Here is a 12,404-nt window from a genome sequence, read left to right as displayed (position 1 = left end):
CAAGAATTCTGCTATCATCCGATTGGATTCCTAGCTCGGTCAAGTGATTTGAGTAAATGAAAATTAATAAATTCCCTGAGAAATAGAATAAAACAGCAATGGAAAACCAAAATTGGAAAGTTCTTGCAGGGGATGGAATTGTCAGCTTTTTAATGAGAGTGAAAAAGTATAGTAACGATAAGGAAATCAATATAGCTCCCTCTAAACTCCTGATATTTGAATTCCACATCCAGATTCCTTGAAAAAAAATAGTGTTGAATATTGATAGAAAAATGAATGCAAGTATTAACAACTTATACTGTTTAGAATTTAAAATTTTAAGTTGTCCATTGTAGAATACTGATGCTAGAAAAATAAATTCTATTACAGTGTAAATATGGACTACAGGCATATTATTCCTCCATAAATAAATAGCTGCAACCATTAATATTTCTGCTATAATCCCTAGAATAATAGCAGAAAAGAGATACTTCCTTTCAATATTGTTATAGCTCTTATTTACTAATCCAATAATGAAAGGAAGTAAAATGATAAATTGACTGTATTTAAATATGATTTGCATATCAAATGCTTCAAATCTTTTTGTTACATCAGATTGCTATTACAAATTAGTCGGCTTGTAAAGCGTCTTCGATATTACACTGATTTGGACATCCTCCCGTAATGTCAATCGCTTCTCCACCTGGTCCAACCCCTACAATTTCTATCGGACCAAAAGAATTCGTTCCTTTTGCTATCGTTCTGCCATAACCTCTGATATATAGGTCCTGTCGTAAGCCTTTTTTGTTTTTATCATCGTATTTGTACAAAGAGTTATAAAAAACATAAGCATTGGGTGGCATACCGCTTTCTTCTATATGGATAAATACAGAATCAGAATCAAAGGCATTCCCTAAAGGAATTAATTGAGGTTTATTCTCCTTGTACCTTCCTCGCGCAGGCATCACCCGATCAACATCGCACTTGACATTGCCTATTTCATCATTTTCTCTACTGACTCCATTATAGCAACGCCAATTACTTGTGTACCTCTTGGCTTCGTCGAGGCCGATGTATTTTACAGGAGTAATTACCGTATCTCCTCTAATCTCCGTTTGGGTAATATTGGTAAAAAGTATTCGTTTTTCACCGTCCAGAATATCACCCATATGATCATTTATGGCCGTAATAACGAGGCACATCGATCTCATGTCTCCTTTTTCTGTTAGTCCATAATAAACTCTGAAACCACAGTGGGCGATTGCCAAAGTTTGCAAGGCGAAACTGTTTATAAAAAAGCTATCGGGTACTGTACCGTTGTATTGGGCATAAGGGGATGAAGCGGGAAAATCCCATTTCTTACTCCAATTTTTTTGAATTTCCTTGGCTGTTTCATTCGAGATTTCAGAATCCCAATCGCAGTTCGCAATAGGTTGTGGTGGATCCGGGTCTTGCGGTTGCTTCTTTTCTTCACAAGCAAAACTGAACAAAATCAGTAAACTTAGAACAACAAGGGCATAAGCTTTCATAGTATTCGAATTAGGTTAAAAAAATAGTATTGCGTGTTTGTTTTAAATCAAGATATAGAATATTTCTGCTAAAGGGAAAATTCGTTTACTCAATACATGTTTAGGGCATTGGTTGTAATATGCTGATTATCAGTCGAAAAGATAGATTGTGTGATTTCGGACACCTACGGAAAACCGTTAGGTTTTACTAGGGAAACCGTAGGTTGCAGCGGGCGACTGCTATCCCCTGCATGGTGCTTAGACTAGAACTGTCATGCTGAGCTAGTCGAAGCATCTAGTTCCCCCTTATTTACTCTCCCATTTCTTCTGCCTAGGCTGAAAGTGACGAATTAGGAGGAGATAGGAGAATGGGAGATTTCAAATGAGACCCTTCGACTTCGCTTTTGGTGACACTGTGTGGTGGTTTTAAGAATGCTTCAACTTATTCTCCGCCCGTTTAGGGAAAATCCTGTGCAGCAAACGCAGTTTTCCTGCGACTCCAATATTCACCTCGTATTGATCCTTTTCGAAGGCTTTGAAAAATTGATTGCTTAGATCGTCGGGCGTTGGTGCATCTCCCCAACGGCCTTTGGTCATGTCGGTTTTGATGAGGGGAGGAATGATCTCAAAGATTTTGAGAGCGGTATCTTCATATTGGTAGCGAAGGGCTTTGGTGAAGTTGTGGAGGCCGGCTTTTGTAGCGCAGTAAACAGGAGCTGATTTCTTGGGAACAAAGGCCAGGGCTGAACTTACATTGACCAGTACGGGATCGGGATTTTGAAGAAGAAGGGGAATGAGTTGTTGGGACAAAGTAATGGGGGTGGAGAAGTTGACTTGGATCTCATCGGCGATTTCGGAAAGCCTTTCGGGTTTATCGGAAAAGCGTTCGCCATTGGTGAAGCCGACTTGTATGCCGGCATTGTTGATAAGGATGTTGCTGTCGCTGTGATTTTCTTGAAGGTTTTTGATGAGCGCTTCAACTTCTTCTGGTTTTGATAAATCGCAGGCAATGCAGCTGATGTCTTCGAATTCTGCTTCTAGCTTATGCAGGAGTTCTTTGTTTCGGGCTACAGCTACGATTTGATTTCCGAGGCTGTGGAAGCGGGCCATGAGGGAGCGGCCTATGCCGCGAGTGGCGCCTGTTATGATGATTTTATGTCCTTTTGTTTTCATTATGTTTTTAAATTTCATTGCCACTTTTTAGAAAAGTGGCGCAAAATCGAAACGAAAAAACCGAGCCATCCCACTGTCCATCCGCTGAGTTTTCGTTTCATCCCCAGCGCGCATATCATTTATATAATCTCCCGAATGCGACGATTGCTATCGTCTCCACAAGATTAAGAATAAATCATTCCTTCTTCCAATACAGCCTGTCATCCCGAGGATTGTTAGAGAATAGGCTCTGGCGCGCCGAGGGATCTTGTATTTTAGACGCTTTTTGAAATACACGATCTCTCAGCCCTTATGCCAACTCACTGCCAAGCTTCGAGATGACTTATTCAAGCTTCAAAGCCATCCCAGATTGCGCAGCTATCTTTACCATTAGCTGTTTTTCATTGCTCGGGAAACTCCTGCTTTTATTTAACATATCCTGATAACTGCCATCTTCCAAAACGGCAAAAGTTATTTCCTGATCATCTTTTGAAGGATTGAATACCGCATATATATTTTCGCCCTCCCAGCTTCTTCTATACACCAGGCAATCTGTTTTGTCATTGGCGTAGACGAAGTCGAAGCTGCCATGAGATAGGACTTTATGCTCCTTTCTCATTTTGCTAAGGCTTTGATAATAGGCCAAAAGATCAAGATTTGCTATGACCTCATCTCGAGGTCGTTCTAAGCCTAATTCCTGATGATATACTTCATCCTCGAATTCTAAATCGGGCCAAATGATGGGTTTGCGGCAATTGGGATCATCGCTGCCCCACATCCCGAGTTCGTCGCCATTCCAAATGTGCGGTGCACCCGGATAGCTGAATTGTTGGAGCAAAAGCATGCGGTGAATTTTATCCGTCTCTGCATCCGGTTTGGATATGAGGTAGTTCTTGTCCTCGCTGGGATTTGCGTGGTATTTGTATTTGTTCTTATTGGCCAGAGAAGTGAGTAGGCGAGGGGAATCATGACTGGCTGCTACATTCATCATGGCATAGGTGTATTGCTCGCCTATGCCATGATTGATGCTGTCGATTTCTTTGACATATTCCTCCGCACTCAACACAGGTTTTCCTTTGGATAGATAACCTCTTGTCTTGCGATACCAGCGATAATTCATGATGGCGTCAAAAACGTCTCCTTCTAGAAAGGGCCTTGGATCCATAAGTTTATCCGGCCATTTATCCCACCAGACTTCTCCCACCAAATAGGCTTCCGGATTCACGCTTTTCACTACTTTTCTATACTCCCGCCAAAAGCCCAGGGGCACTTCTGCGGCCACATCCAATCGAAAGCCATCTATTCCATCTTCGGGATTTCCATCGCCATTAGGATCAAGCCAGCGCTCTGTAACGGCAAATATGTGCGCTTTTAAGGATTCAGAACTCAAATTCCCCTCAAAGGGCAAGCCCCTAAATTCGCCTACCGTATCCTTTTTCAATACAGGCAGGGTTTTGGCCCCAGACCAATATTCATATTGGAATTCATTTTCCTCAGTAGCAGGGTCATCGTAGGACAGAATGGAATACCAATCCTTAAAAGGACTAGCTTCCCCTTTCTCCCGTACATCATGCAAGGCCCAGAAATCTCGGCCTGTATGATTCCAGCTATAATCCAGAATGATCCTAATGCCTCTTTTGTGTGCTTCTTCTACAATCTTCAAAAAGAGTTGGTCAGCACTTGTCCACTTCCAAGTCTGGGGATCAGCAGGGTCTTCACTTGCTGCTATCTCTATATCTCCTTTCGGATCAGGACCAAAATTTCTATCCAAATGTCGATAGGTACGCGGGTCGTATTTATGTAAAGAAGGCCCATCGTTCAGGGGATTAAAATAGAGGGCATTGATGCCCAATTCCTCCAAATAATCCAATTGATCCAGAACCCCTTGCAAGTCTCCTCCATAACGGCGAAGCTGTGCTTTGCTTCCGAAGTTATTTTGGTATGCAGCCAAATGTGCGAAATAGGGATCAGGCTTATACCAATCCCAGGACCAGGGTGTGGTCTGCCAATCTGCCGGAATGGAATCCGGATAGGCCTGTACGATATCAGCTGCTGTGGGATCATTGGAAGGATCGCCGTTTCGAAAGCGTTCTACAAAGATTTGGTACCAGATGGCTTCTTTTGCCCAAGTAGGGACAGCACTAATGTCGGGTTCAACTAAAGGTTCTGATTTTGGGGCTTCACAAGCGCTGATTAAGCTTGCAGTTATTAGTAGAAGCAGTGCTTTTTTCATTAAAGGGATTTTGGGAGTTTTTCCACTTTTTTTAGAAAAAAGTGGAGTAAAAAATCGAAACGAGCAGAGAAGGCCAACGCACATTCCGTCCCCTAATTGCTCGTTTCATCTCCGGCGCGCCTACAGATGAGTAGGAGACTCCTTGTAGGTTCTATACAGTTAGCTCTATTCGGTTATTTTCGGGATCGAGGATGAGGCTTTCGTAATAACCGTCTCCGGTGGTTCGGGCCTCTCCTTCGATGACATAGCCATCTTTCCTCAATTCTTCGGTCAGGCTGTCTACCTTTTCCTTGCTGCCTACAGACATGGCGAAATGAATGAAACCTATGTGTTGGGTTTCATGTGCATTCATCAAATCGGGAATCTCAGGCTTGTGCATGAGTTCCAGGCGGCTTCCTTCAGCAAAGGAAAGGAAGTAGGAGGTGAAATTTTTTGTGGGATTATGATACTTATCCCCGGCCGTGGCACCCAGGTATTTTTCGTAAAAGGCTCGCATAGTTTCTAGCTCCTTTACCCAGATGGCGAGGTGTTCGATTTTCATAGGACAGTGTTTAAGTGTTGTAGTGTTATAGTTTTGTAGTGCCTAAATAAGGAACTAACTATAACACTACAAAACTATAACACATTCTTCTTAATCCTTCTTATGCTTCAAATAAGGCTTATTATCAAAGTAGTCGTCGGTAAGTTTCTTTACCGTACCTGATAGCAGCAAGAGCGCGAATACGTTGGGGATGGTTACCAATGAAAGCGCTGTATCTCCCCAATCCCAGATAACATTCAGAGAAGCTACGGCTCCAATGAAGTGCATGCCGAGGAAGAGGGCTTTGTATGGGATTATAGCTTTTTGTCCGAATAGGTAGTTAGCACAACGGTCTCCGTAGTAACTCCAGGAAATGGCTGTAGAAATACCAAAGAGGAATACACAGAGGATAACGATATAATTACCAATACTTCCCAGTTCCTGAGAGAAGGCAAGAGCTGTGAGGGGTGCAGCATTTTCAAATGCCAATCCATACAGGGCTTCATGCTTACTTCCATCACTGGCAACTGCTGATGCTTCGCCCGGAACCAATTTTCCGCTAAAAGGCTGATTCATTTCTTCATCCAGGAAGAATTTTTCGATGGGCGCTTCATGCCAGGCCATCAGGATTGAGCTTCCTTCTGCAAAATTTCCATCTTCAATGAGGATTTCTGCGGGAGCTTCCAGACCTTCATAGCCCTTGGCATCAGCTGCTACATAGCTAATGTCCCCGGAGTCCATGACAATCTGTGTAGGAGTAGTTTTGTTCCAAACCCCTGTGGTTAGAATTACCAGAGCGGTAATCGAACAGATGATGATGGTATCGATGAAAGGCTCCAATAGGGCAACAACCCCTTCGGATACTGGTTCGTCAGTTTTTGCAGCAGAGTGAGCAATAGGCGCTGAACCCTGACCCGCTTCATTGGAGAAAAGTCCTCGTTTTACCCCCCAAAGCATGGTTTGGATAAATACACCGATTCCGACCCCAGCTACTCCAGCGGTTGGGTTAAAGGCTTCAGTGAAAATGGAAGTAAATGCAGGAATAACTCCTGAGAAGTTCATGATGATGATGATCAATCCTCCCAATACATAGATACCCGCCATGGCAGGAGCCAAAATTCCGGTTACTTTACCAATCCGAGAGATACCTCCGAAGATTACCGTACCCACAAGTGCCATAGTTACCAGACCTGTGATCCAAACGGGAACTCCGAATTCTGCAGACATGAGGTCCGAAACCGTATTTGCCTGAACAGCATTTCCGGTAAAGAAAGCGGTCAAACCCAGGGCAAATGCTACAAACATAGCCAGAGGCTTCCATTTCTTTCCAAGACCTCTTTCGATATAGTACATAGGGCCACCGGATACGGTTCCCACTAATTTGTTATCAGAGTTCTCAACTTCCCGGAAATTCTGGGCCAGGGTAACCTCGGTAAACTTGGTTGCCATACCCAAAAGGGCCGTCATCCACATCCAAAATACAGCTCCGGGTCCTCCCCAATGAATGGCGATGGCCACCCCTGCAATATTCCCGATACCTACGGTAGCAGAAAGGGCTGTGGTTAGGGCCTGAAAGTGAGTTACGTCCCCGGGATCATTGGGGTCGTCATATTTTCCGCGAGTAACTGCGATGCCATGTCCTAAACGGCGAAACTGGATAAAACCCAAACGCACGGTAAGAAAAATACCCGTACCCAGCAGCATGACCAGGAGCGGGTATTCCAGTGCGTCATTAATCGCGACTCGAATGATTTCTAGAAATTCCATGTTAGTTATAGTAGCTTAGATTGTTGTTCAATGAATCGTTGAATATACATAGAGGAGGATTAAGGGGCAAAAATCAGACTTTTCTCCTTTTTGTTTGATCTCAGGAATGCTAAGGTTGCCTTACTTTATTTAGGTTCTGTTTTTTTGATCTTCCGTACCTTTTTTGCGGAAAAAAGGTACCCAAAAACCGGCAAGATTTTAAAGCAGCCCGCAATCCTAAGCGCCTCGGTAGGAAGGGGAAAAGTGTTAGGGTGTTAGGGTAGGAATATGCTAAATCTTCCCAGCCCTACCCAGCCCTCTACCCAAGAGCGCTGGCCCTGCAGAGCCCATAGGGAGACGGGGCGGCATTGCGGCTGGCTTTGGGCTCTGCGCTTTTTTGCCATACTTTTTTCTAAAAAAAGTATGAACATCTACCTAAAAAAGTATACAAATCTCAAAAGAAATTATCTATAATGACGAATGATCTGCCCATTCATACGACCTCGTAAAGCCTTGATGTATGCATTCACCGCCTCATCCATCGGAACCGGATTATGGCCCGGAAAGTAATCTTTGTACTTATCGGCAGAATCAGCAACTAAACCCAGAGAAACCACATTGAGGCGTTTGCCCTCTTCCAGTTCTAAGGCAGCGGCCTGGGCGAAACTATGGATCGCTCCATTGACCATGGCAGCACTGCTCGTCATGGGTACGGGATCATCCGCCAGAATACCCGTAGACAATATGAAAGATCCATTAGGATTGAGGTTTTGTACTCCCTGTCTGACGAGATTTACCTGTCCCATAAGCTTGGAACGAATCCCTATATAATAATCTTCTTCACTAAGGTCTTTCATTTTTGCCCATTTCGCCTCTCCGCCTATACAGATAACAGCATCTACTTTGCCGACTTGCTTGTACATAGCTTCGATAGATGAACTGTCAGCAATGTCTACTTCCACATCTGCATTTTTCCTCCCACCGATGATAAGTTCGTGCTCCGACTCCAGGGCAGCGACCACTCTTTTTCCGATAGTACCCTTTCCGCCAATGATTAAGATTTTCATATGCTTGAATAAAAATGTAGGTGAAGATTATTATCCTCACCTACAAGTCTAAAGAATTTTTCTTCTGCTCAAAAGAGCCTGGCCGTATTATTCTGTTTTTTTAGCGGTGAACCCATTTGATTCAACCTGCGTGATCTTACCATCCTCAGACATGATAAAATCGAGGTAAATGCCTGTGGTGACTTCGAAAAATTTTAATTCCTCTGTAGCCCTTAATTCTATGGTCTGATCGTCCCAGATTTGGTGCATCTGGAGGTGCCCATTTTCTCCCATATAAATATCCATCTGATATTCCTCTTGGTAGAAATAATGCCCGATGAACTTCTGTAAAGCTTCTTTATCAATAGAAATGGCTTTCCTTCTTCTGGGCTTCACAATGTCCCATCCATAATATTCGGATAAGGCCAGGAGCATTTCGAATGCTACGGCACTGCCCTGATCGCTATTGGTCATGATGGCGACTCCCTGATAATTGAAGGGATTTACATTGGCGAAAAGCTGACAGCGGAATCCTTCATTGGCTCCTCCATGTCCAAACCAAAGGGTATCTCCATGAATGGTAAGACCAGGTCCCAAGCCATGATTTTTGGCTTGAGCGGTTAGCATCTCTTTAGCGGTTTCCGGACTGATGAATTCTGAAGTACTTCCTTGATAGGCATTTTGGACACTGATCGCAAAGTGAGCCAGATCTGAAGGAGTGGTCCAAAGCCCGGCTGCTGCTTGCTCGGGATAGGTATGCCAATCGCCTTCCACTTTTTCTCCATTGGCTCTGTATCCATGAGCTGCTATTGGATGCATTTCTTTCGGTAAGGGCTGTCGATAGGTACTATTTTTCATGCCGGTTTTATCCAGGACCCTTTCTTTTAATAAATCTGCAAAACTTTCTCCAGTCTGGTCTTCCATGAATTTTTGCATAACCGTATATCCTCCTCCCGAATATCGATAGATGGCTCCCGGTAAGGTGTCGGGAAATATTTTGGGTGAATTGGCAGGTTTTTCTCCGGCCAGTATCTGAAGGGTAGAGGGTACAGCTTCTCCTTTAGCATATCCTCTGAATCCATGTACGGTCAGACCCGCATTGTGGGAGACTAGTCTTCTGAGGCTGGCTTTTTCATTTTCCGTAAACTTATTCTCCTCTATTTGCCATCCATCCAGATAGCTATTTACATCCGTATCCAGATCCAATATGCCTTCTTGGACTAGCGTTAGGGCTGCTGAGGCCGCTACAGGCTTGCTAATGGAGGCAGCCTGGAATAAGGTATTTACATTCACGTTTCTTGCCCCCTCTTTATCTGCATATCCGTAGGCTTTCGCCCACTTGATCTCTCCTTCCTCAAAAAAAGCAATGCTAATTCCCGGAACTTTGAATTCGTTCATTCTTTCCTCGAGGGTGAAGCGTTTTGGTTCTTCTCCTTCGATGACAACACCACCCAGAAGTTTGTTTTCCATATACTGGATGGCCTCTGAATAATCTTTTTCCTGAACTTCGGCTTTACAGGACCATAAAAGAATGGTCAGGCTAATTAATAGTAGTTGTTGTATGCGCATTTGAACTAATTGTTAGGGTGTTAAGGTCTATGTGATTGTTCGCTATGCGCCAGCGAAAGTTTCAGCTTTGGTCGATTAATGGAAATATTTGGGGCGTTTTACCTTATCCAGTACGATGACAGCATCATACAATTCTACCCAGGGATCAACCTGGAATTCACCTCCTGTCTCTACCTGGTAGACTGTTATAGGTTTGAAGAGCCATTTATTTGCTTTGGTTTTGCTGATCTGAGAAAGAGGGAGATAATGAATTTGACCTGCTAAGTCTTTGAACTTGTATTCTGCTAAATGATCCTTGTCCCGATGATCAAAGGAAATGTAGGATTGAGTCCAGTGCTGGTAAGTTTCTCCCCGAATAGAAAAAATACCGATTACATAATTCTCATTTCCAAAATATTTATCGAGGAGTTCTCCTTGCAATCGGGGTTTTACTCCATCAGGATTGGTCCAACTGGCTTCTCCTTTTTGAACATGTCCATTGTGTGCCCAAAGGATAATTTTTTTATGTGGATAAACATGCTCGGCCAGCCAGATGAGGTTTTTCGCCATCAATTCATCCCGGATATTGCTATTCTTGAAGATGCTGAGGTCGTGAAAACTAAAGTCCCAATAGGCCTCAAAGCTATCCAGACTTTGAAGTAGAATAGGGATGAGCTGGGGATGATCAGGATAACTCTTTTTTATCTCGCTTTTATGTTCTTGAAGGAAAGTTCGAATTGCTGTATACAAGCCCGCATTTTGCCGAATGCTTTTCATGATTTTTGCGCTGTCTTTCGTTTCATGATAAAGGCTAAAGGAACTTTTGAATTCTTCTCCAAATCGCTCTGCCAATTGTGGATCATATTCCTTCAGAAGCTTGCCCATAAATGTTGGAAAATAGGAGGAGGAAGATTGGCAGTCGAAACCGGCTAATTCCAGCGGTCTATCGCTATTCGAAACCTGCTTGAGGTATTGATAAGCAGCCAACATGCCTTCATTCTGAAAATTGCCGAAGAGGGTTTTTTGCATCAAGGTCTTTGCATCCAAAGCATCTCTATCCACATTGGCGAGATTGATATCCCCAAAGCCTCCTTCCATCGCCAGGACTTCATAGCCCAGCTCCTGATGCAGGTATTTGACCAGGCGACTTTTGAGGTGATAGTAGTCTCCAATGCCGTGGGAACTTTCGCCCAATTGGACAATGCGCTTTCCTTTCAACTCTTCTTTAAGGAAACTCAGATCCTCATAGTCTTCCTCATCTATAGAGTTGATTTGATGTACCTCATTTTCAAGCCATGATTTGTCCTGGGCATATGAAAATGGAAGGGAAAATGTAAGTAGGAGAAATAAAAAATACTTGTTCATAATCTTTTGCTTTTTCTCCAATATTCGAAGCTCTACGGCAGAAAGTATAGGAAATTTACCCTTGAATTGTCCGCTATTCAGAAATCCGTACTTATTTCAAAAAGGGCTAGACCATCCTAATTCCTGCCTTTTATGGCTTTTTTCCTAAATGCAGAGGGAGTCATGCCGGTTTCAGCCTTGAAACTCTCATGGAAGGAGGATTTGGATTTGAAACCTGCTTCATGGGCCAGATGCTGAAGGGTATATTTTTCGAAGGCTTCTGAGAGGAGTTTTTCTTTGACTTCCTGAATGCGATATCGGTTTACATAGGTAGAAAAATTGCAGTGGAGGGCGGAATTGATTTGTCGGGATAATTCTCGCGGACTGCTTTCCAACTTCATGGCGATTTCTGCAATTCGAAGTTCAGGATTTCTGAAAAGTTTTTCCTCTTTCATCAAGAGGTCCAAAGCATTTAATAAATCTGAGTTTTCATCCTCATTTGCCTGCATTTTCATAGGCTGAAGTAATGCCTCGGCTTTAGAAAATCCAAGAAAACCAATTCCATAGATGAATAAGGTGTGGAGGATCCAGAGACTATAATACCATCGACGGGTTTCCTTGCCATCATGGGCAAGAAGATCGATAGCGACCAGTTCCAGATTCAGGCAAAAAATGAGCAAGCAAATCAACAGGATGCTGTTAAGGATGCCGAATCTTCGGGAGGATTTGGTAGTAAAGGAATGGAGCTTTCTTTGGTTATCTATCCAGGCAAGCAAATAAAGCAGGATGAACAGATTGAATAGAATAGAAAAGACCTCATTGTAGCGAAAAAAATCCGTTTCAATGACCACACGTACGATGCGGTAGCTCCCTTCTTTCCAGGCTATCGCAAACCAATAATAATAGGGAAGATTGATGAGAAATGCAGGCAAAAACAAGAGCCAGTCTTTTTGTTTTAAGCCTCTATCTGCTTGAACTAATGATTTTACATAGATATAAATGCCTGGTCCCAACAGCCATTTGGCCGGAATAGGAAGGATATGCAAAGGCCGGAAAATGGCAAAAAAATCTATGTCTAATAAGGCATAGTAGAGGTTAATGTAAGCAAGAGAAAAGAGGAAAAGTACAAAGGCTGTCTTTGTGGATCTGGGTGATTTGCTAAAAAAGAGTAAATATATGCACAGGATAAGGCCCTGAATCGCACCTAAAAGAATGAGTACATTGAAAAGATTATACTGAAGATTCATTTTGGATATCTGCTTCTCCTCTTTAAGTTGACATTCTCTTGGAGTGGGGAAGGATTTTCTTAGGAAAATAGTCTAAACCTA

General features: G+C 43.0%; 9 protein-coding genes. All 9 read right to left on the bottom strand.

The annotated features are described in order from the left end of the window. Window positions 1–608: 608 nt before the first annotated feature. The gene (locus R8P61_15365) at window positions 609–1,508 is read right to left on the bottom strand and encodes a hypothetical protein (protein ID MDW3648444.1); all 900 of its coding nucleotides are present in this window, start codon (window positions 1,506–1,508) and stop codon (window positions 609–611) included. A gap of 405 nt (window positions 1,509–1,913) precedes the next feature. Continuing rightward, window positions 1,914–2,660: an SDR family NAD(P)-dependent oxidoreductase gene (locus R8P61_15360; GenBank protein MDW3648443.1), complete on the bottom strand. Its 747-nt coding sequence runs from the start codon at window positions 2,658–2,660 to the stop codon at window positions 1,914–1,916. Between the two features lie 322 nt (window positions 2,661–2,982). Next, a complete protein-coding gene (locus R8P61_15355) occupies window positions 2,983–4,872 on the bottom strand; it encodes a glycoside hydrolase family 13 protein (GenBank protein ID MDW3648442.1) in 1,890 nt (629 codons plus the stop codon). A gap of 151 nt (window positions 4,873–5,023) precedes the next feature. Continuing rightward, entirely contained in the window at window positions 5,024–5,413 is a 390-nt protein-coding gene (locus R8P61_15350) for a VOC family protein (protein ID MDW3648441.1), read from the bottom strand. A gap of 90 nt (window positions 5,414–5,503) precedes the next feature. Next, entirely contained in the window at window positions 5,504–7,159 is a 1,656-nt protein-coding gene (locus R8P61_15345; GenBank protein MDW3648440.1) for a sodium:alanine symporter family protein, read from the bottom strand. A 443-nt stretch (window positions 7,160–7,602) separates the two neighbouring features. Continuing rightward, complete coding sequence (locus R8P61_15340) at window positions 7,603–8,205, bottom strand: short chain dehydrogenase (protein MDW3648439.1); 603 nt, start codon at window positions 8,203–8,205, stop codon at window positions 7,603–7,605. Window positions 8,206–8,292: 87 nt separating this feature from the next. Continuing rightward, window positions 8,293–9,753 (bottom strand): serine hydrolase domain-containing protein, encoded by a 1,461-nt coding sequence (locus R8P61_15335; protein ID MDW3648438.1) that lies wholly within the window; start codon window positions 9,751–9,753, stop codon window positions 8,293–8,295. A gap of 75 nt (window positions 9,754–9,828) precedes the next feature. Next, window positions 9,829–11,097: an erythromycin esterase family protein gene (locus R8P61_15330; protein ID MDW3648437.1), complete on the bottom strand. Its 1,269-nt coding sequence runs from the start codon at window positions 11,095–11,097 to the stop codon at window positions 9,829–9,831. A 116-nt stretch (window positions 11,098–11,213) separates the two neighbouring features. Then, complete coding sequence (locus R8P61_15325; protein MDW3648436.1) at window positions 11,214–12,323, bottom strand: helix-turn-helix domain-containing protein; 1,110 nt, start codon at window positions 12,321–12,323, stop codon at window positions 11,214–11,216. Window positions 12,324–12,404 lie beyond the last annotated feature (81 nt).

The sequence above is a fragment of the Bacteroidia bacterium genome, from assembly GCA_033391075.1.
Classification (GTDB): Bacteria; Bacteroidota; Bacteroidia; order J057; family J057; genus JAWPMV01.
This window is presented reverse-complemented; position numbering and strand designations above follow the sequence as displayed.

Bases quoted from the DNA above. Each gene is read 5' to 3' on its own strand.
- R8P61_15365 (MDW3648444.1), bottom strand. From the start codon at position 1,508: ATGAAAGCTTATGCCCTTGTTGTTCTAAGTTTACTGATTTTGTTCAGT.
- R8P61_15360 (MDW3648443.1), bottom strand. From the start codon at position 2,660: ATGAAAACAAAAGGACATAAAATCATCATAACAGGCGCCACTCGCGGC.
- R8P61_15355 (MDW3648442.1), bottom strand. From the start codon at position 4,872: ATGAAAAAAGCACTGCTTCTACTAATAACTGCAAGCTTAATCAGCGCT.
- R8P61_15350 (MDW3648441.1), bottom strand. From the start codon at position 5,413: ATGAAAATCGAACACCTCGCCATCTGGGTAAAGGAGCTAGAAACTATG.
- R8P61_15345 (MDW3648440.1), bottom strand. From the start codon at position 7,159: ATGGAATTTCTAGAAATCATTCGAGTCGCGATTAATGACGCACTGGAA.
- R8P61_15340 (MDW3648439.1), bottom strand. From the start codon at position 8,205: ATGAAAATCTTAATCATTGGCGGAAAGGGTACTATCGGAAAAAGAGTG.
- R8P61_15335 (MDW3648438.1), bottom strand. From the start codon at position 9,753: ATGCGCATACAACAACTACTATTAATTAGCCTGACCATTCTTTTATGG.
- R8P61_15330 (MDW3648437.1), bottom strand. From the start codon at position 11,097: ATGAACAAGTATTTTTTATTTCTCCTACTTACATTTTCCCTTCCATTT.
- R8P61_15325 (MDW3648436.1), bottom strand. From the start codon at position 12,323: ATGAATCTTCAGTATAATCTTTTCAATGTACTCATTCTTTTAGGTGCG.